The 18,160-nt window shown below is 69.3% G+C and carries 19 protein-coding genes; 13 read left to right on the top strand and 6 right to left on the bottom strand.

Features of this window, described 5'->3' with window-relative positions:
* The 3 genes from F4X11_02180 to F4X11_02170 form a co-directional block, all read left to right on the top strand.
* Positions 1 to 1,288: class I SAM-dependent methyltransferase (locus F4X11_02180; protein MYN63829.1), on the top strand; the 1,288-nt coding region annotated here is incomplete at its 5' end.
* Positions 1,289 to 1,326: 38 nt separating this feature from the next.
* Positions 1,327 to 2,367, top strand: coding sequence for a class I SAM-dependent methyltransferase (locus F4X11_02175; protein ID MYN63828.1), 1,041 nt, complete (start codon positions 1,327 to 1,329; stop codon positions 2,365 to 2,367).
* On the top strand, positions 2,364 to 3,143 hold the full coding sequence (locus tag F4X11_02170) for a DUF1295 domain-containing protein (protein ID MYN63827.1): 780 nt from the start codon (positions 2,364 to 2,366) through the stop codon (positions 3,141 to 3,143). Before F4X11_02175 ends, F4X11_02170 begins: the two co-directional genes overlap by 4 nt.
* 15 nt (positions 3,144 to 3,158) lie before the next feature.
* Here the strand turns inward: F4X11_02170 and F4X11_02165 are convergent, their stop codons facing one another.
* Positions 3,159 to 3,692: an SRPBCC family protein gene (locus F4X11_02165; protein ID MYN63826.1), complete on the bottom strand. Its 534-nt coding sequence runs from the start codon at positions 3,690 to 3,692 to the stop codon at positions 3,159 to 3,161.
* A gap of 109 nt (positions 3,693 to 3,801) precedes the next feature.
* Here F4X11_02165 and F4X11_02160 point away from each other — a divergent pair, with 109 nt between their 5' ends.
* Together F4X11_02160 and F4X11_02155 are read left to right on the top strand one after the other, a co-directional pair.
* Positions 3,802 to 4,386 (top strand): helix-turn-helix domain-containing protein, encoded by a 585-nt coding sequence (locus F4X11_02160; protein ID MYN63825.1) that lies wholly within the window; start codon positions 3,802 to 3,804, stop codon positions 4,384 to 4,386.
* An 82-nt stretch (positions 4,387 to 4,468) separates the two neighbouring features.
* Positions 4,469 to 5,854, top strand: a complete 1,386-nt coding sequence (locus F4X11_02155; GenBank protein MYN63824.1) for a TIGR01777 family protein — start codon at positions 4,469 to 4,471, stop codon at positions 5,852 to 5,854.
* Between the two features lie 35 nt (positions 5,855 to 5,889).
* Here F4X11_02155 and F4X11_02150 read toward each other — a convergent pair whose 3' ends face one another.
* Genes F4X11_02150 through F4X11_02140 form a run of 3 tightly spaced genes read right to left on the bottom strand, consistent with a single transcriptional unit; the run spans position 5,890 to position 7,845 of the window.
* On the bottom strand, positions 5,890 to 6,699 hold the full coding sequence (locus tag F4X11_02150; GenBank protein MYN63823.1) for a DUF4097 family beta strand repeat protein: 810 nt from the start codon (positions 6,697 to 6,699) through the stop codon (positions 5,890 to 5,892).
* Positions 6,700 to 6,715: 16 nt separating this feature from the next.
* The gene (locus tag F4X11_02145) at positions 6,716 to 7,462 is read right to left on the bottom strand and encodes a DUF2461 domain-containing protein (GenBank protein MYN63822.1); all 747 of its coding nucleotides are present in this window, start codon (positions 7,460 to 7,462) and stop codon (positions 6,716 to 6,718) included.
* Positions 7,459 to 7,845 carry a DUF309 domain-containing protein gene (locus F4X11_02140; GenBank protein MYN63821.1) on the bottom strand — a complete coding sequence of 129 codons (387 nt, stop codon included), beginning with the start codon at positions 7,843 to 7,845 and terminating at the stop codon, positions 7,459 to 7,461. The genes F4X11_02145 and F4X11_02140 overlap by 4 nt, the downstream gene beginning before the upstream one ends.
* Before the next feature lie 83 nt (positions 7,846 to 7,928).
* Between F4X11_02140 and F4X11_02135 the strand changes: the two genes are divergently transcribed.
* From F4X11_02135 to F4X11_02110, 6 genes are read left to right on the top strand one after another with little or no spacing between them, the layout of a single operon-like run.
* On the top strand, positions 7,929 to 8,483 hold the full coding sequence (locus tag F4X11_02135; GenBank protein ID MYN63820.1) for an SET domain-containing protein: 555 nt from the start codon (positions 7,929 to 7,931) through the stop codon (positions 8,481 to 8,483).
* Positions 8,324 to 9,142, top strand: coding sequence for an alpha/beta fold hydrolase (locus F4X11_02130; protein ID MYN63819.1), 819 nt, complete (start codon positions 8,324 to 8,326; stop codon positions 9,140 to 9,142). Before F4X11_02135 ends, F4X11_02130 begins: the two co-directional genes overlap by 160 nt.
* Positions 9,103 to 9,984 (top strand): glycosyltransferase, encoded by an 882-nt coding sequence (locus tag F4X11_02125; protein MYN63818.1) that lies wholly within the window; start codon positions 9,103 to 9,105, stop codon positions 9,982 to 9,984. The genes F4X11_02130 and F4X11_02125 overlap by 40 nt, the downstream gene beginning before the upstream one ends.
* Positions 9,984 to 11,465 carry a hypothetical protein gene (locus F4X11_02120; GenBank protein ID MYN63817.1) on the top strand — a complete coding sequence of 494 codons (1,482 nt, stop codon included), beginning with the start codon at positions 9,984 to 9,986 and terminating at the stop codon, positions 11,463 to 11,465. Before F4X11_02125 ends, F4X11_02120 begins: the two co-directional genes overlap by 1 nt.
* A 51-nt stretch (positions 11,466 to 11,516) precedes the next feature.
* Entirely contained in the window at positions 11,517 to 12,479 is a 963-nt protein-coding gene (msrP, locus tag F4X11_02115; GenBank protein ID MYN63816.1) for a protein-methionine-sulfoxide reductase catalytic subunit MsrP, read from the top strand.
* Positions 12,480 to 12,537: 58 nt separating this feature from the next.
* Complete coding sequence (locus F4X11_02110) at positions 12,538 to 13,179, top strand: sulfoxide reductase heme-binding subunit YedZ (GenBank protein ID MYN63815.1); 642 nt, start codon at positions 12,538 to 12,540, stop codon at positions 13,177 to 13,179.
* 13 nt (positions 13,180 to 13,192) lie between these two features.
* Here F4X11_02110 and F4X11_02105 read toward each other — a convergent pair whose 3' ends face one another.
* On the bottom strand, positions 13,193 to 14,446 hold the full coding sequence (locus tag F4X11_02105) for an FAD-dependent oxidoreductase (GenBank protein MYN63814.1): 1,254 nt from the start codon (positions 14,444 to 14,446) through the stop codon (positions 13,193 to 13,195).
* Here F4X11_02105 and F4X11_02100 point away from each other — a divergent pair.
* Both F4X11_02100 and F4X11_02095 read left to right on the top strand, forming a co-directional pair.
* Positions 14,445 to 15,101 carry an alpha-ketoglutarate-dependent dioxygenase AlkB gene (locus F4X11_02100; GenBank protein ID MYN63813.1) on the top strand — a complete coding sequence of 219 codons (657 nt, stop codon included), beginning with the start codon at positions 14,445 to 14,447 and terminating at the stop codon, positions 15,099 to 15,101. The two genes, F4X11_02105 and F4X11_02100, sit on opposite strands and share 2 nt — an antisense overlap.
* Positions 15,102 to 15,378: 277 nt before the next feature.
* Positions 15,379 to 17,520, top strand: a complete 2,142-nt coding sequence (locus F4X11_02095) for a radical SAM protein (GenBank protein ID MYN63812.1) — start codon at positions 15,379 to 15,381, stop codon at positions 17,518 to 17,520.
* 126 nt (positions 17,521 to 17,646) lie between these two features.
* On the opposite strand, the gene F4X11_02090 is transcribed toward F4X11_02095, so the two are convergent.
* Positions 17,647 to 18,159 (bottom strand): tetratricopeptide repeat protein, encoded by a 513-nt coding sequence (locus F4X11_02090; GenBank protein ID MYN63811.1) that lies wholly within the window; start codon positions 18,157 to 18,159, stop codon positions 17,647 to 17,649.
* Position 18,160 lies beyond the last annotated feature (1 nt).

Genomic DNA, 18,160 nt, shown 5'->3' with positions numbered 1-18,160 from the left:
ACACCTCCCAATTCTCCCCCCCCGCTCTCCCCCGCCCCCCCCCCCCCGCCCCCCCCCCGGCGGGCGCGCGGCGCCCCCCCCCCCCCCCGGGGGTGGTCTGCCCTGGCCGGTCGCACGGGCGCTCGGCAGCTTTGCCGGCGGACGTCTGGACGTGATCGAAGGCGCTTCGCGGCACACCTTCGGCGAGCCCGGATCCGCGCCGCTGGCTGCCCGCGTCGAGATACACGACCGGCGTACCTGGCGTGCCCTTCTGCTGGGCGGCACCATCGGCGCGGCCGAAGCCTATGCCGAGGGCTGGTGGTCGGCCGACGACCTCACGTCTCTGATCCGGCTCGTCGTCCGCAACGAACGCGCCGCGGCCGGTCTGGACGGCCGGCTGTCGCGCGCGGCGCTTGCCTTGCACACCGCGCTGCACCGGCTGCGCGGCAACCGGCGGCTGCAGAGTCGCCGGAACGTATCCGCGCACTACGACCTCGGCAACGATTTCTTCGCGCACTTCCTCGATTCCAGCATGACCTATTCCTGCGCGGTCTTTCCGAGCCGCGCCTGCACGCTGGAGGAAGCCTCGCGGCACAAGCTCGATCTGATCTGCCGGCGGCTGAATCTGTCTCCCGCCGACGACCTGCTCGAGATCGGGACCGGTTGGGGCAGCCTCGCGCTGCACGCCGCTTCCCGCTACGGCTGCCGCGTCACGACGACGACGATCTCCGCCGAGCAGTACCGGCACGCGCACGCCGCCGTGTCGCGCGCCGGACTCGAGGGGCGGGTCACGGTGCTCGACACCGACTACCGCGACCTGCCGCGCGTCGTGCGCCGGCGGTTCGACAAGCTGGTGTCGGTGGAGATGATCGAGGCGGTCGGACAGCGGTTTCTCGACCGCTACCTGCAGGTGTGCGACGTCCTGACGAAGCCGGGCGGCCGGATGCTGCTGCAGGGGATCGTCATCGCAGACGACCGTTACGACGCCTACCGGCGCTCGGTCGACGTCATCCAGCGGCACATCTTCCCGGGCGGGTTCCTGCCGTGCCTCGCCGATCTGCGGGTACGCCTGGCGCGCGCGACCGCGTTCCGGATCGCGGACCGGCACGACATCACGGAACACTATCCCCCGACCCTGCGGCGCTGGCGGGAGCGTCTCGCCGCCAACCGGGCGAAGCTCGAGACGCTCGGCTACCCGCGGCGGCTGCTGCGGCTCTGGGACTACTATTTCTCGTACTGCGAGGGGGGCTTTCTGGAGCGCACCATCGGCGCCGTGCAGCTCGTGCTGAATCGGGCGGGCGCGGCGTGACCCTGGCCCCGGCGCTGGCGGCGGCCGAACGCGGCTTGATGCCGGACGGGCTGATTCGACTCGGCATCCGCTCGCTGCTCCGCGGGCGGCTGCGGGCGGAGCGTCGGCGGGCCGGCGGCGGGAGTGCGCGGACGGTCGACGATCACCGGGTGCTCATGCGGCAGGGGCCTGTCGCGGTGGCGCCGTCGGCCGCGAACGACCAGCACTACGAGACGCCGGCCGAGTTCTTCCGACTTCTTCTCGGTCCACGGCTCAAGTACAGCGCCGGGCTCTGGCCGGGAGGGGTCACGACGCTGGCCGCTGCCGAGTCCGCGATGCTGGAGGCGACCGCCGATCGCGCGGAGCTCGAAGACGGGATGCGGGTGCTCGATCTGGGCTGCGGGTGGGGCGCTCTCGCGCTGTGGATGGCGGAACGGTATCCGCGCGCGCAGATCACCGCGGTCTCGAATTCCACCGGCCAGGCGCGGTACATCACGGCGCGGCGGGACCGGCTCGGGCTCGGAAACCTGCAGGTCGTGACAGCCGACATGAACGACTTCCGGCCGGTCGGGACATTCGATCGGGTCGTTTCCGTCGAGATGTTCGAGCACATGCGCAACTACGAGCTCCTGCTCGGGCGGATCGCCTCGTGGTTGGTCCCCGGCGGTTCCCTGTTCGTGCACCTCTTCTGCCACCGGCGGTACTGCTACTTCTTCGAGGTGGACGGCGGTGCGGACTGGATGGCCCGGCACTTCTTCACCGGCGGCATGATGCCGTCCGTCGATCTGCTGCCGCGCTGCGCCGGGCCGCTGCGGCTCGAGCGCCGGTGGGAGGTCGGCGGCGGCGACTACGAGCGGACGTTGCGGGCGTGGCTCGCGAACCTCGACGCGCGACGCGCCGAGGCGGAGCAGGTGCTCGGCGCCGGGGAGGCGCCGGGCACGGGGCACCTGCGAGTCGGGCGGTGGCGGCTGTTCCTGCTCGCCTGCGCGGAGCTGTTCGGGTATCGTGCGGGCCGCGAGTGGTTCGTGGCCCATTATCTCCTGCGCCGCGGCAAGACCAACGGCTCGGCCGCGTCCTCTCCGGCCGCCCGATCCACATGACCGCGAGCGCCGTCGCCGGGTTGGGAACGTTGCTCGCGCTGATGACCGCGGTCTGGGCGGCGAGCGTGGCGCGCCGCGACGTGAGCATCGTCGACATCTTCTGGAGCCTAGCGATCCTGGCCGCGGCGTGCGTCTATGCGAGCGGCGCCGACGGCCTGACGTTGCGCCGCGGCGTCGTGCTGGCCGCGGTCGGTCTCTGGGCTGTCCGGCTGTCCGGCTACCTCGCGTGGCGCGGGTGGGGCGCGGCGGAGGACAAGCGGTACCGCGCGATGCGCGAGCGCCGGCCGCGCTTCCGGTGGACGAGTCTGTTCGTCGTGTTCTGGTTGCAGGCGGCCCTCGCCTGGGTCGTCTCGCTGCCGCTGCTGGCCGTGATGCACGTGGAGGAGCCCGACGGGTCCCGGCTGCTCGACGCGTTGGGAGCGCTCCTGTTCCTCGTCGGCTTCGGCTTCGAGACGGCCGGCGACTGGCAGATGGCGCGGTTCAAGGCGGACCCGGCGAATCGGGGCCGGGTATGCGACCGGGGTCTCTGGCGGTTTACCCGGCACCCCAATTACTTCGGCGAGGCGGTTCTCTGGTGGGGCCTGTGGTGTCTCGCCGGCACCGCGCCGGGCACCTACTGGACGGTCGTCGGCCCGCTGCTCCTGACCTGGCTGCTGCTGCGCGTCTCCGGCGTGCGCCTGCTGGAGAGCGATCTTCTGCGGGAAAAGCCGGCGTATCGCGACTATGTCGCGCGGACCTCCGCCTTTCTGCCCAGGCCGCCCAGGCGCGACCGATAGGAGTTTCGACCTGGTCTACGGCGCAGGCTCCTGCCCGGAACCGGGCTGGAACGCACGCGCGGTCGCGCGTTGCCGATACGCGAAGATGGCCCTCAGGTCGGCGTTGATCCACGCGAGCAACGCTGTGCGGGCCAGCGTTCGGCAGTAGAGATCGAAATCGACCACGTCGGAGACCAGAGTCCGGTCGCCGGAGTCCTTGAAGGTATGGGCGTGGCGCCATTGCCTGAACGGACCCCGGACCTGCAGGTCCACGAAGCGGTGGGGCGGGTCCCAGACCTCGATGAGCGTCCGCCAGCGGATCGGCAGGCCGTGCAGCCGCAGACTGTAGTCGACCAGGGAGCCGGCAGCGAGCGGCTCCCCCCGCACGCGGCGGATCCGGAATCTCAGGAACGGCGGCGTGATCCGCTCGAGATTCCGCGCACTGCCGAAGAACGGAAACACCTTCGCCGGCGTTCCCGGCAACCACTGTTCGCAGGACAGGCGCCAGCCCCCTTGCGGTCGATTCTCGATACCGATCGAGTGGCTCGGCCCGGCCTCTTGCGCTGTCACGCAATAGAGTGTAGATTAAATTTACTTACGTATAAAGAAAACAGCAGTCCGCGCTGCACCGCGTCGCGTCGCGTCGCGTCGCGGGAGATCGGATTGGGGGCGGATCCGGATGGCGCTGACCGAGACCCTGCAGAACGGCCTGGACCGGTACGGGATCGGCCCGAAGGTGCGCGACCTGCGCACGCGGAAGCACATGGGGTTGGTCGAGCTGGGCGCGCACACGGGGCTCTCGGCGGCGCTGCTCTCGAAGATCGAGCGGAGCCGGATGTACCCGACGCTGCCGACGCTGCTGCGGATTGCGCTGGTGTTCAACGTCGGCCTCGACTACTTCTTCAGCCACGACCAACCGGTGGTAACCGTCGTACGGCGTGAAGACCGGTTGCGCCTGCCGGAGCGCATGGGAACGAAGGAGGTCGCCTACCATTTCGAATCGCTCGACTTTCGCGCCGAGAGGAAGCGGATGCACTCGTACCTCGGCGAGTTCGAGGCGCGGCCGATGGAGGACGTGCGTCTGCACAAGCACGAAGGCGTCGAGCTGGTCTACGTGCTCGAAGGCACGCTCGGCCTGTACGTGCGGGATGCGGAGGAGACCCTGGCGGCGGGGGACGCCGCGTACCTCGACGCGACGGTGCTGCACGGCTACCGCCGCGTCGGTGGGGAGCCGTGCCGGGCACTGGTCGTGACCGTTCCCTAAGGGGCGGCGCGACCTTCGGGTCGCGGCGCGACCTTTGGGTCGCGGCGCGAGTTCGATGGCGCGAGACTCCCGGAGTCAACGAATGTTGCAGTACCGTCGGCAGAGTCGCGTCGCCGCATCGAGTTCGGAGGTGTTCGAGTGGCATGTCCGGGCGGGCGCCCTGGAGCGCTTGACGCCGCCCTGGAGCCGTGTACGCGTCATCGCTCGGTCGGGCCGTTCCCTCGATGCCGGAACCCGCGTGATCCTGCGTGTGCCGATCGGCCCGTTCGGGATGCGCTGGGTTGCCGAGCATGGCCCATGCGTTCCCGGCCGATCGTTCAGAGACCGGCAGATTGCCGGTCCTTTCGCCGCGTGGGAACATGAGCATCGCTTCGAGCCGCTCGCGGCCGGAGAGTCGATGCTGGTCGACGACGTGCGATACGCGTTGCCCGGCGGCTGGTGCAGCATCCCGGCGCGCCCGTCGGCGCGCCGGGAGCTCGATCGTCTGTTCACGTACCGCCAGCGCGTGACGGCCGTCGACATGGGCTGGCATCGTCGATATGGAGGAAGACCGATGAAGGTTGCGGTTACCGGGGCGACGGGTCTGATTGGGTCTGCGCTCGTGCCGTTCCTGCGGAGCGGGGGGCACGAGGCGGTGGTTCTGCGGCGCGTGCCCGCGGGCCGGGACGCCGCCGGCGGCGATCCGAGCTGGGATCCGGCTACCGGTGCGCTGTCCGCCGGCGCCCTCGACGGGGTCGACGCCGTTGTGCACCTGGCGGGGGAGAACATCGCCGGGGGGCGCTGGACCGCGGCCCGCAAGGCGCGAATCCGGGACAGCCGGGTGGACGGCACGCGGCGTCTCGCACAGGCGCTGGCCGGCCTGCCCCGGCCGCCGCAGACGCTGGTCGCGGCCTCGGCGGTCGGGTTCTACGGGGACCGGGGGGACGAGAGTCTCGACGAATCGTCGGCGCCGGGGGGCGGATTCCTGCCCGAGGTCTGTCAGGCCTGGGAGGACGCGGCGGCGCCGGCGGGCGAGGCCGGGTTGCGCGTGGTGCACCTGCGGATCGGCATCGTGTTGACCCCGGCCGGCGGTGCGCTCGGGCAGATGCTGTTCCCGTTCCGCATGGGCGTCGGCGGCGTCATCGGTTCGGGCCGGCAGTACATGAGCTGGGTGGCTCTCGACGACGTGCTGGGCGGCATCCTGCACGCCCTGTGCACGGACGGCCTGAGCGGTGCGGTCAACATGGTCGCCCCGAACCCGGTCTCCAACGCGGAGTTCACGAAGACGCTCGGCCGCGTGCTGCGCCGTCCGACCATCATCCCGGTGCCGGCATTCGGCGCCCGGCTGGCGTTCGGAGAGATGGCCGATGCGTTGCTTCTCGCGAGTAGCCGCGTACATCCCGCCCGCTTGCGCGACGGCGGCTTCGCCTTCGGCTACCCGAATCTGGAGGACGCGCTCCGTCACGTGCTCGGGCGCCCGAAGTCTTGATCGCGCGGGCGGCCGCGCGGGGGCAACGACGCGGACTACCCGGCGGACCGCAGTCGGACCGAGCCGTTCACGGTACGGATGCGCAGGGTGCCTCCGCCGTCGCCCAGACGGCCCTCGAAGCGCTGGCGCCGTTCGTCGGTGTCGGCGATCGGCAGGTCGCTGCGGATCGAGCCGTTCGCGGTGCGGACCGACACGTCGGTGTCGGCGGCTTCCGGCAGGGTCAGGGTCACGCTGCCGTTGACGGTCTCGAAAAAGCCCTCTCCATCCCAGTCGTTCTCTCCGATGGCCGCCCGGATCGAGCCGTTGACGGTCACGGCCCGCGCGTGCCCGCCGGCCGTGACCTCGATGTTGCCGTTGACGGTGTGCGCCTCCACGTCGCCGGTCAAGCCGGACGCACCGATGTTGCCGTTGACGTGACGCGCCACGAAGTCGACGCCGGCCGGAACGCCCACCGCGAACTCGACGTCGACGTCGTTCCTGCGGGCGCTCAGCCTTCCTTCCTCGCCGGGGAGACACTGGTTGCCCTCCCGCGGGTACACCGCGCAGACGGTCACCCCGGCCGGGTGCTCCACCACTGCGATGCGAACCTCGTTGGGATCGTTCCTGGCCCCGCGCCGGTCCGCGGTCACCTCCACGAGGCCGCCCGTCGCCGGCGCGGCGGTGATCGTTCCGCTGACGCCCTTGATCTCCACGTGCTGGCCGGCGGCGATTCGGCCCTGCCACTCGAACAGTTCGTCGGCCGGCCGGCGCTCGCCGAACACGAGGGTGGACCGGAGCGCGAGATCGCAACCCGCCAGGAACGGGAGCGCGGCGCAGAAAAGGGCGAACGCGAGCAGGCGTGGCATGAGCAGCTCCTTCTGCTCAGTTGGACGGCGGGCCGGCCGGCAAAGTTTCCTCCAGGCGGAGCGCGCGGCTGGCGAGCGGGGCGTTGAGGAAGTCGATGAGCGGCGCCAGGTGAGAGAAGAGGCGGAGGAGCGACGGGTAGAAGCGCGGCCCGATCGCGAACGCCGCCGGCCGTTCGCAGCCGGCCAGGAACTGCTTCAGCCGGAGCAGATCCGCGGCGGGGTGATCGGCGGGAAAGCCGCGGGGCACCCGCTTGAGCCCCTCTCCGGACAGCTCGCCGAAATTGCGCCGGAATGCCGGCGCGGCGACGAGACCGCGCAGGCGCTCGCTGTTGGTGGCGATGTACTCCCGTAGGCGATGGAGCTGCCGCGGTTGCGGCCGGTACAGCCCGCCGCCGATGAAGACCTGGTCGGTCGCGACGTGGACGTAGAGTCCCGCGCTCTCGTGCTTGGGCAACGTGCGGTGCGGGAAGATTGCGGCGACGTGCGTCTTGTAGGGCGCCTTGTTCGCCGAGAAGCGCGTGTCGCGGTGGATGCGATACATCGACGTCTTCGGGTTGGCGGCCAGATCCGGCGCGATGCCCGGGAGGTCGATTGCCAGGCGCTCGATGAGTGCGATCATCGGTCCCTTGACGTGGGATTCGTACTCCTCGCGGTGCTCGCGGAACCAGTCGCGGTCGTTGTGGCGCGCGAGCGCCCGGAGGAAGGCAAGGGTCTCAGACGTGAAGCGCGGCGTGGGCATCGGGGTGGTCTCTCTCGTTCTCATCCGGTGAGCCGGACCCGCGGGGCCAGCGTCCAGTCGAAGCCTGCGAGGCCCTCGGGGCCGAGCCGCTCGACCTCAGCGCGAACGCGCGCCGCCTGGGCGAGCAGGTCCGCCACGTCGACGGTCTGGCACGCCGGGGTGAACGGCTGCAGGTAGGCGGGCCCCCGCGTCAGCATGTAGACCGCGCCGTGGTGGTTGCGGCGCGCAATGTGGTACATCGCGACGCCGATCTGCAGGATGCCCTGGTACAGCCGGCGCACCGCGCGGGTCTCCTCGCGCCAGAGGTCTTCCAGCGTCTCGTGCTGCTCGAAGAACTCGCCTCGATTGAACTGCTCGATGCCGGACAGGAGCAGCGGCGGCGGCGGTTCATGGCACCACGCGGACATCGGCCGGCATTATAGACGGGCGCCCGGCCGAGGGCGCCGGCCGGGGGCGCCCCACGGTCGGGTGCGGCGGGAGCGCCGCTATAATGCGCGGCGGCACGGTCCGTGATCGCGTGGATCCGGGAATCGGCGGCATGGTGGAAGCAGTCGGAGCGTCGGCGGAGAGGAGCGGCAACCGGCGTGCCCGCACTGTTCCGGACAGGCCGCGCGACCACTCCGATCCCTACGCCACCGGCCTCTATTTCCCGAAGATCAGGCGGAAGCGCTCGAAGCTGCACGGCTGGGGAGTCTTCGCGCTCGAGGACATCAACAAGAACAAGCGGATCATCCATTACGCGGGCGAGAAGATTCGCGTGCGCGACAGCCTGGCGCGTGAGGACCGTTACCTCATGCGGGGGGAGATCTGGTGCTTCCGGATCAACCACCTGTTCGTCCGGGACGGCCACGTCGGCGGCAATCTCTCGAGGTTCATCAACCACGCGTGCAAGCCGAACTGCTACGCGTCCGTGGTGGTCGACACCATCTGGATCGTCGCCGCGCGCAACATCGGGGCGGGCGAGGAGCTGACCTTCCACTACAACACCGAGGGGGACGGCGAGATCCCGTGCCGCTGCCGGCCGGATTGCCCGTATCGACTGTGACGCCGCAAGTCGTCTATCTGCACGGTTTCGCCTCGTCACCGGCGTCGTCGAAGGCCGAGTTCCTGAAGCGCCGGCTCGCCGCGCACGGGGTGGCGTTCCACTGCCCGGATCTGAACCAGCCGGACTTCTCCACGCTGACCGCGTCGCGGATGATCGAACGGACGGCGGCGCTCGTCTCCACGCTGCCGGCGGGGCCGGTGGCGCTATTCGGGTCGAGCCTCGGCGCCTTCGTGGCCCTGCAGGCCGCCGAGCAGGCCGCGGCGAAGGCGCCGCAGCCGATCACGCAACTCGTCCTGCTGGCCCCGGCTCTCGATTTCGGCCGCCGGCCGGTCGGCGATCTGGGCGCTGCCGGCATGGCCCGCTGGCGCGAGACCGGCTGGTGGGAGCTGACGCACTACGCTTCCGGCAAGCCGACTCGCGTGCACTACGAGCTGTTCCGCGACGCGCGGCGCTACGATTCGTTCGCGGCGCGGCGGCCAGTCCCCACGCTCGTGCTGCAGGGACGGCGCGACGACGTGGTCGATCCCGACATGGTTGCACGTTACGCGGCGGCCCGGCCCTACGTCACGCTGGTGATGCTCGATGACGACCACCAGCTCGGCCGCAGCCTCGAACGGGTCTGGTCGGAATCCGCGCGCTTTCTCGGGTTGCCGCGGTAGCGCCCCGAAACGCCTCGCCGGCTCGGCGTTCGGCCCATCCCTCCCGCTCCTGCGGCCGCCCGACTGATACCCTGTCGGTGGTGTCTGCGGATCGTTCCCGGCCGCTCGTCTCGCTCGTCGTGCCCGTGCTCCGGGATACGCCGGAGCTCGGCGGGTTGCTCGACGCACTCCCGGCGGACCCCCTCGATCCGCGCGTCGAGATAGTCGTGGTCAACGGCGACGCCGGCGATCGTTCTCTCGACCCGCTGCGCCGGCGCGTGACCTCCGTGCGGTGGATCGACAGCGATCCCGGCCGGGGCCGCCAGATGAACGCCGGGGCGCGCGCTGCGTCCGGTCGATGGCTGCTCTTCGTGCATGCCGACGCGCGGCTCGGCGCCGGTTGGCTGGCGGTGCTCGACGAGGCGGAGGAACGGCCCGAGGTTGCCGGCGGAGCGTTCCGGCTGGCTCTCGCATCCGCCCACTGGGCGGCCCGGGTCGTCGAGCGCGGCGTGGCGGTCCGGACGCGGTGCCTGCGTTTGCCGTACGGCGACCAGGCGATCTTCGTCCGCCGGGAAGCGTTCGAGGCGCTGGGAGGCTACCGGCCGTTGGCGCTGATGGAGGATGTCGATTTCGTTCGACGCTTGCGCAGGCGGGGGCGGCTCTGGTTTCCGCCGGTGTCGGTACGGGCCTCCGCCCGCCGCTGGGAGCGCGACGGCTGGCTGCGGCGGACCGTGCTGAATCTCGCCTTGCTGGCGCTCTACCGCGCCGGTGTTTCCCCCGACCGGCTCGGGCGGTGGTACTACGGGATGGGCTCGTCGGAGCCCGCTCGGCACACCCCCTCGGTCGGCGTACCGGAAGGCTGATGAACAGGAACATCGTCGTCAGCGGCGTTGCACTGCTGTCGGCGCTGGTGTTGGCGACGTTGGATTCCCGGTGGCAGGCCGAGGCGTTCTTCGTGCTGCTGATCGTGGCCGCGCGGCTCGTTCAGGCGTTGATTCGCGGTGGTGCGTCGGCCGCGGAGACCGCGAGCAGACGCATCGTGGCGTGCGGCGTCGTGCTGCTGGTCGTGATGGCCGCAGCCACGGTGCTCGACGCCCGCCGGCAGGCCGAGGCTTTCGTCGCGCTGCTGGCCTTGGCGTCGATTGTCTATGTTGCGGCGCTGCGCCTGATCGACCGGCTCGCCGGTCACCGCCCGTCCCCGCGGGAGGACCGCCGCGGGTTGGCCTTGTGTCTGTTTCTCGCCGTCGCCTGGCGCCTGGTTCTGCTGGGGGCGGCGCCGCTGGTCTCGGATGACGCCTATCGCTACGTCTGGGACGGGCGCGTGCAGCAGCACGGCGTCAATCCTCTCGAAGCGGCCCCGGCCGACCCCGCCCTGGCCCATCTCCACACGGATCTCACGCGCCGCATCGATCCGACGAGCGCAGTGCTTCCGTCCATCTACCCGCCGCTGGCCCAGCGCTTCTTTCTCGGCGTGACGTCGGTGCACGAGTCCGTGGCGGCGATGGCGGCGGCGGTGCTGGTCTGCGACCTGTTGATCGTCGGCGTGATCTGGCGCTGGCTCGGCGCGACCGGCCGCAGTCCCTGGTGGGTGCTGGCCTACGCCTGGCACCCGCTGGCCGCGCTGGAGGGGGCTGGCGGGGCCCACGTCGACATTCCCGGCGCGTTGCTGCTGGTTGCCGCGGCCTACGCGCTGTCTCGCCGCCGTTCGCTCCTGGCGGCGGTCGGCCTTGCCGGCGCCGTCGCGGTCAAGTTCCTGCCGGTCGTGCTGGCGCCGCTGTTCTGGAGGCGGATCCGGCTCGTCGACGCCGCGGCCGGCGCGCTGCTGATAGTGCTGCTGTACGTGCCGTTCCTCGACGGCTGGCAGCTTCCGGCCGGTTCTCTCGGCACCTACCTGGCGCAGTGGCGGTTCAACGGCCCGCTGTTCCGGTGGCTCGCGACGTGGATCGGCACGGCGCCGGCGATTGGGCTGGCTGTCGCCGGCGGCCTGGCGGTATCGGTGCATGCGCGGCGGACGCGCCATCGCGACGACCCGGCGGCCTGGGCCTGGCCGCTGGCGGCTACCGTCCTGCTGCTGCCGGCGATCTACCCGTGGTATCTCGTCTGGCTGATCCCGTTTCTCGGACCCCGCACGCTCTGGCCGCTCGCCGTCTGGACGCTGGCCTCGATGCTGACCTACACCGTGTGGACCCCGCACCTGGCGGGAGACGGTTGGATCCTGCCGGTATGGGTCGAGCCGCTCGAGTACGGACTCGTCGCGGGCGTCGCCGGGTGGATGTGGTGGGATCGCCGGGGACGTGGCGGGGACGCGCCTGTTGACAACGGATCGTCCGCGGGGCGACCATGAACGGAGAGCACGAATCTCGACGCTGACGCGTCACGAGTCAGAGGTAGACCGATGCTGATCAAACAGGCCCCCGACATCCGCTCGTCCGAGATTACCCCCGAGCGGCTCTACTACAGCCGCCGGGAGTTCATCCACGCGGCGTCCGGCGCCGCGCTCGGCGCCGCCGGCGCGGCCGTGCTGGGGCAGCCGGCCGGGGGGCTGCGGGCCGCCCCGCAGGAGGATCTCCCGGACTTGCGGCCGAGCCAGTTCAGCACCGACGAGCGGCAGAACTCCTACGAGGAGATCACCAGCTACAACAATTTCTACGAGTTCGGTCTCGACAAGGAAGACCCGAAGCGGTACGCCGACGAGCTGACCGTGAAGCCGTGGACGGTGCGCGTCGAGGGCCACATGAACCGCCCGGCCGCGGACTACGCGCTCGAGGACATCCTGAGCCCGCATACGCTCGAGGAGCGCATCTACCGGCTGCGCTGCGTCGAGGCGTGGTCGATGGTGGTACCGTGGGTCGGTTTCCCGCTTCGTGATCTCATCCAGCGCTTCGAGCCGACCTCGCGGGCGAAGTTCGTCCGCTTCGAGACGCTGTACCGCCCGTCGGAGTTCCGCGGCCAGCGCGCCCGCAACCTCCGGTATCCGTACGTGGAGGGGCTGCGGATGGACGAGGCGCTGAACCCGCTGACGATTCTCTCGGTGGGCATCTACGGCAAGACGCTCCTGAACCAGAACGGGGCGCCGATTCGCCTGGTCGTCCCGTGGAAGTACGGCTTCAAGAGCATCAAGTCGATCGTGAAGATCGAGTTCGTCGAGGATCAGCCCCGGAACACGTGGAACGTCGCCATCCCGCACGAGTACGGGTTCTACGCGAACGTCAACCCGGACGTGGATCACCCGCGCTGGTCCCAGGCGATGGAACGGCGCATCGGCAACTTCTTCCGGCAGCGCACGCAGAAGTTCAACGGGTACGGGTACCAGGTCGCCCGGATGTACGACGGGATGGACCTGGTGCGGAACTACTGAATCGGCCGCGGCCTCCCGGTTCCCGCTCCGCGGGGGCCGGCGCCCGAATTCGCAGCGCATGGCGACAGCGTCCTGGATCCCCCGCGTCAAGCCGTTCGTCTTCCTCGCCTGTCTGATCCCGGCGCTTCTCCTGGGTTGGGACGCGTTCACCGGCGGTCTCGGCGTCAATCCGATCGAGGACATCACGCACCGCACGGGCGACTGGGCGCTGCGGTTCCTGCTGGTGACGCTGGCGGTTACGCCGCTGCGATGGCTGGCCGGCTGGAACGGGCTCATCCGCTTCCGCCGGATGATCGGTCTGTTCGCCTTCTTCTACGCTGTTCTGCACTTCTCGACCTACCTGGTCTTCGATCACTTCTTCGATCTGCTCCTGATCATCGACGACGTCGCCGAGCGGAGGTACGTCACGGCCGGATTCGTCGGCTTCGTGCTGATGATCCCGCTGGCCGTCACTTCGACGCAGGGCTGGATTCGGCGGCTGGGCAGGCGTTGGGCGGTGCTGCACCGCCTCGTCTACGCGAGCGCCGTTGCCGGGGTCGTGCACTTCCTCTGGCTGGTCAAGATCGACATCGGGGAGCCGCTGATCTATGCGGTCATCCTCGCGATTCTGCTGGGCGCGCGCCTGGCGCACCGGTACCGCGGCCACGGCGGAGCCGTACGGACCGGGGCGACGGGCGCTACGCGATCCGTGACTTCCTGACGGCGGGCGCGCCTCAGAGAACGGTCCGGTCCTGTTCAGGCCGCTTCGCCGGCAGGCCGACGAGCTCCTCGGCCGCCGCAGGACCTGTGATCCGGGAAGCCATGTAGGCGCCGACGGCCGGCCCGAGCTTGAACCCGTGCCCCGAACCGCCCCCGGCGAGCCACACGTTGTCGTGGTCCGGATGCCGATCGAGCAGGAGATCGCCGCTCGGCGTGTTGGTGTACTGACAGACCCGGGCTTCCAGCACCGGCGCATCGCGGAGTCCCGGGAGCCGGAGGGCGGCGAACCGGCGTGCGGTTTCCAGTCCCTCGGCCGACGGCGTGCGGTCGCCGCGATCCGGATCGAAGACCGGGCCGAGCGCCGTGAGCCCGACCTTGGCGCCGCGGCCTTCGATGTCGGGAAGGCCGTAGGCCCCGGCGTGAAAGTCGATCCACGCGGGCAGGGACGACGGCGCGAGGCGGCGATCCCCGGCGGGCGTCCCGAAGAAGAAGACCTCCTGGCGTGTCGGGCGCAGCAGCGGAGCGAGCAGGTCGGGGAACAGCTTCGGCAGCCAGGGACCGCAAGCGAAGACGAAGAACCCGGCCAACAGGCGTGTGCCGTCGCTCAGACTCAGGGCTTCGCCGCACCAGTCGGGCGAGGGTGGCTCGACCGCCGCCACACGGAAGTCGACGCCGCGGCCGGCCGCCTGTTCGGCCACCACGTTGACCGCGCGACGGGCCAGCAGGACTCCGCTGCCCGGCTCGAAGATTCCGCGCGTGATGCCGGTGAAGTCGAGCGCGGGAAACCGTGACCGCAGGTCCGCGGGGCCGAGCGATTCCGTGACCACCCGGAGACGGTCCAGCGTCCGGGCGGTGACGTCCACGTGCGGGTCATCGTCATGCCCGAGCCAGAGCACGCCGGTCTCGCGGAAGAGGTCCGGCCGGCCGGCATCCGAGAGGAGGTCCTTCCACTGCGGAAGCGATTCGAGCGCCCAGCGGGAGTAGAGCGTCCGGTCGCCGTAGCCCATGCGGATGATGCGCGACTCGCCGCCGGAGCTGGCTCGGGAATGGCCGGCTCCGAAGGCGTCGACGAGGGCCACCGTATGCCCGGCCCGGTGCAGGTGCCAGGCCGTCCACGCGCCGAACGCACCGGCGCCGACGACGACGACGTCGGAAGAGCGCGGCATGGCGATGATGATAGCGGTACGATGAAATGCAACGTTCCGACGAGTCGCTTCGGACGATAACGGTGCATGTCCGGGCGCCGATCGGGGGTCACGGAGGGTCATGTCTGCGGTCGAGGTCGTTCCGCTCGCGCCCGGCGCCTTCCATCTGCGGGGATATCTGTCGCCGTCCGAGCAGCGGCGTGTGGCGGCGATGGTGCAGGCGTTGGCGGACGGGCCGGTCGGGTTCTATCGTCCCCGCGTGCGCGGCGGCGGCTTCATGCACTGTGACATGCTCTGCCTCGGTCGTCACTGGAACGCGCGAACCTACACGTACGAGCGGCAGCGGTCGGATCATGACGGGCGGCCGGCGCCGCCGCTGCCCCCCGAGCTCGCGCGTCCGGCGGTGGAAGCGGCGGCCAGGGTCGGTTTCGCTCTCGATCCCGACATCTGCCTCGTCAACCGCTACGGCGAGGGCGGAAGGATGGGCCTGCACCAGGACAAGGACGAGGACGCATCCACGCTCGATGCGGGGGTGCCCGTGGTTTCGCTCTCGCTCGGGGAGACCGGCCGGTTCCTCCTCGGCGGGTTCCGGCGCTGGGAATCGACGACGACGATCGAACTACGATCCGGAGACGCGTTCGTGATGGGAGGACCGAGTCGGTTGCGCTATCACGGGGTGGCGCGTATCCTGCGCGGGTCCGCGCCGCCGGCTCTCGATCTGCTCGGCAGGATCAGTCTGACGTTTCGCCAGTACGCACTCGAAGCGCACGATCTCTGACCACGTGTCGCCGTGTTGGGCTTGCTGCCCGGTCCACACCGGCGTTCTCGATGCTCCACGGGACTTTCGATGCTCCACGGGATTCCGCCACCGGCGGTGCGGGCCGTTCGGAACCGTTCCTGCCCGCTCAGGCGTCCGTTCCGCCCTTCCGCGACAATTCTGTAGTCTGCGGCCCGAATCGCCGTATATCCTCCGCAAGAACGGCACGAGCGAGAACCGGTCCGGCCAGGGTCGGACCGTGAACCCGAGAATACCGATCTCAGAGGGAGATCAAACGATGCACAAGCCAGTCAAGTACTTCGAAAAGGGACTGTCCATCGCGGCGAACGGCGCGTGGTTCGTCTACGACCGCTACAACGCGTTCATGCAGAACCCGTCCTTCACGCCGGCCTGGTCCGACAAGCCGCTGCTCAAGTCGCACCAGAAGGTGAAGCCGCCGCTCGGGTGGCCGCGCGAGACCGACTCGCTCTGCCCGATGTGCGTCCGCGAGGCGCGCCAGGACATCCTCGACGGCAAGAAGGACTACCGGATCCTGCTCAACGAGAAGGTGGGCGAGATCAAGGCGCAGATCATCGAGCGCGACGGCGAGATCGTCATGGTCAAGGAGTGCCCGATCCACGGGCGGTTCGAGGACGTCATGGCGATGGACACCGAGTTCTTCAAGCACCTCGAGGAGTCGTTCCCGGGCAGCGACATGCGCGCCCACAACGACGAGAAGCTGCACAACCACGGCAGCAGCACCATCAAGTACGGCCGCGGCTCGGTGCTGACGATCGATCTGACGAACCGCTGCAACATGATGTGCGACCCCTGCTTCATGGACGCGAACCAGGTGGGCTTCGTCCACGAGCTGTCGTGGGACGACATCAAGACGCTGCTCGACAACGCGATTTCCATCAAGCCACGGCGCCAGATGTCCGTGCAGTTCTCGGGCGGCGAGCCCACCATATCGCCGTACTTCCTCGACGCGGTGCGCTACGCCCGCAAGGTGGGCTACAACAGCGTCCAGGCGGCGACCAACGGCATCGAGTTCGCGAAGAGCTTCGACTTCGCGCGCGCGGCGGCCGACGCCGGCCTGCGCTACGCCTACCTGCAGTTCGACGGCATCGGCAACGCCGCCAACTCGCATCGTCTAGTGGGCAACCTGTTCGACGTCAAGCTGCGGGCCATCGAGAACCTGCACAAGGCGGGCGTCGACATCGTGCCGGTCATCACCATCATCAACGGCATCAACAACGAGCAGGTGGGCCGGGTGGTGCAGTTCGCGCTCGACAACCCGAAGACCATCAGCTTCCTGTCGTTCCAGCCGGTGTCGTTCACCGGCCGCGACGAGGAGATCACCGACGAGCGCCGCAAGGCGCAACGCTACACGTTGTCGCATCTGGCGCACGACGTGAAGAACCAGACCGGCATCGGCGAACCGGCGCGCGACTGGTTCCCGATCTCCTTCATGGGCACGTTCACCGACTGGGCCGACCTGGTGCACGGGCCCGAGGAGAGCTGGGGCCAGCTCAACTGCGGCTGCCACCCGAACTGCGGCGTCGGCATGGCGGTGATGATCGACAAGGAAACGAAGGAGGCGGTGCCGTTCACCAAGTTCGTCCGGGGCGAGCAGCTCGCCAAGGACATCGCTCGGGTGAACGACGGGGCGGGCGGGCGGTTCCGCTCGGTGGTCGGCATGGCGCTGGCGCTGATGCGCAACTACGACCCGTTCAACGCGCCGACCCACTTCAAGCTGGTCGACCTGCTGAAGAAGTTCGACAAGACCTTCGGCGCGACCGGCAAGGACTACGGCAGTGTGTCGGGCGAGCGGACGCAGGACGACATCGCGAAGCGGCGCTCGGACCGCTGGAACTTCCTCTTCGTGGCCGGCATGTGGTTCCAGGATCTGTTCAACTACGACTTCCGCCGCACCGAGCGCTGCATCATTCCGTATGCGACCCAGGAAGGGGAGATCTCCTTCTGCGCCTACAACACCGGGATCGGCTGGCGGAACATCATCGAGAAGATGCACATGACGGCCACTCTCACCAAGTGGTACGAGGAGCGCGGCCGGCACGAGATCTTCGCGGGCGGCAAGAACGTCAACCTCGATTCGAAGGAGCATTCCCTGGTGCTCGACCCCGAAGCGGTCGCGGCCGGCATCCAGACCGACCTCGACGCGCAGGGTATTGCCAAGAACGCGCGGCAGGAGAAGCTGGCCGCGCGGGCCGCGGCGAAGGGGGCCAACGGCAACGGCGCCTCGAACGGAGCCAACGGAACGAATGGCGCCAACGGCAAGTCCGCCAAGGACGCCGCCTACGACCAGCAGATGGCCGCGCTCTACCGCCAGCACGTGCTGAAGGAGGAGGCGCCGCCGGTGGTCCAGATCCAGGGGCTCAAGAGCTCGAAGCAGGACGATCTGGTCGGCGTGAGCTGACGAGATCGAGCCTGGGCGTTCCTCGCTGTAGAGTAGCGAGAGCAGGCAGGTTGTGGGGAGTTCCCCTGCGACCTGCCTTTTTCTTTGTGGTGCCCCCAGGACCGTGTCAGTCCGCCAGCGCAAGCGTCATCCGAGTCTCGCTCGTAGTTCACGTATCCGTGTTCGCGCGCGGTCGCTCTCTGCGGGGAGCTTCAGTGCTTCAAAACCGGGGAGCACTTCCTGTTCATAGAGTCGGAGAGCTTCATCAAGCTGTCCACGTTCCTGCAGGGTATCAGCGATTTCGCCTTGGGTGACGGCAAGCGAGTGGGCATCGCCGAGCTGCTCGAAGATGGGCAGTTGTTCTTCGGTCCGGATTCTGAGGGCTTCGTCGAGTTGTCCACGCTCCTGGAGGATGTCGGCGATCTTGCTCTGAGTGATGGCCTGGGAACGGACGTCGCCGAGGTCTTCGAAGACGGGCAGTTGTTCTTCGGTCCGGATTCTGAGGGCTTCGTCGAGTTGTCCACGCTCCTGGAGGATGTCGGCGATCTTGCTCTGAGTGATGGCCTGGGAACGGACGTCGCCGAGGTCTTCGAAGACGGGCAGTTGTTCTTCGGTCCGGATTCTGAGGGCTTCGTCGAGTTGTCCACGCTCCTGGAGGATG

The sequence above is a fragment of the Acidobacteriota bacterium genome, assembly GCA_009861545.1.
Lineage (GTDB): Bacteria > Acidobacteriota > Vicinamibacteria > Vicinamibacterales > UBA8438 > WTFV01.
This window is presented reverse-complemented; position numbering and strand designations above follow the sequence as displayed.

Excerpts from the sequence above, each read along its gene's own strand:
- F4X11_02120 (MYN63817.1), top strand. The coding sequence starts at position 9,984 with ATGAACAGGAACATCGTCGTCAGCGGCGTTGCACTGCTGTCGGCGCTG.
- F4X11_02155 (MYN63824.1), top strand. The coding sequence starts at position 4,469 with ATGTTGCAGTACCGTCGGCAGAGTCGCGTCGCCGCATCGAGTTCGGAG.
- F4X11_02135 (MYN63820.1), top strand. The coding sequence starts at position 7,929 with ATGCGCGGCGGCACGGTCCGTGATCGCGTGGATCCGGGAATCGGCGGC.
- F4X11_02095 (MYN63812.1), top strand. The coding sequence starts at position 15,379 with ATGCACAAGCCAGTCAAGTACTTCGAAAAGGGACTGTCCATCGCGGCG.
- F4X11_02140 (MYN63821.1), bottom strand. The coding sequence starts at position 7,845 with ATGTCCGCGTGGTGCCATGAACCGCCGCCGCCGCTGCTCCTGTCCGGC.
- F4X11_02175 (MYN63828.1), top strand. The coding sequence starts at position 1,327 with ATGCCGGACGGGCTGATTCGACTCGGCATCCGCTCGCTGCTCCGCGGG.
- F4X11_02110 (MYN63815.1), top strand. The coding sequence starts at position 12,538 with ATGGCGACAGCGTCCTGGATCCCCCGCGTCAAGCCGTTCGTCTTCCTC.
- F4X11_02150 (MYN63823.1), bottom strand. The coding sequence starts at position 6,699 with ATGCCACGCCTGCTCGCGTTCGCCCTTTTCTGCGCCGCGCTCCCGTTC.
- F4X11_02105 (MYN63814.1), bottom strand. The coding sequence starts at position 14,446 with ATGACCCTCCGTGACCCCCGATCGGCGCCCGGACATGCACCGTTATCG.
- F4X11_02145 (MYN63822.1), bottom strand. The coding sequence starts at position 7,462 with ATGAGAACGAGAGAGACCACCCCGATGCCCACGCCGCGCTTCACGTCT.
- F4X11_02170 (MYN63827.1), top strand. The coding sequence starts at position 2,364 with ATGACCGCGAGCGCCGTCGCCGGGTTGGGAACGTTGCTCGCGCTGATG.
- msrP (MYN63816.1), top strand. The coding sequence starts at position 11,517 with ATGCTGATCAAACAGGCCCCCGACATCCGCTCGTCCGAGATTACCCCC.
- F4X11_02160 (MYN63825.1), top strand. The coding sequence starts at position 3,802 with ATGGCGCTGACCGAGACCCTGCAGAACGGCCTGGACCGGTACGGGATC.
- F4X11_02100 (MYN63813.1), top strand. The coding sequence starts at position 14,445 with ATGTCTGCGGTCGAGGTCGTTCCGCTCGCGCCCGGCGCCTTCCATCTG.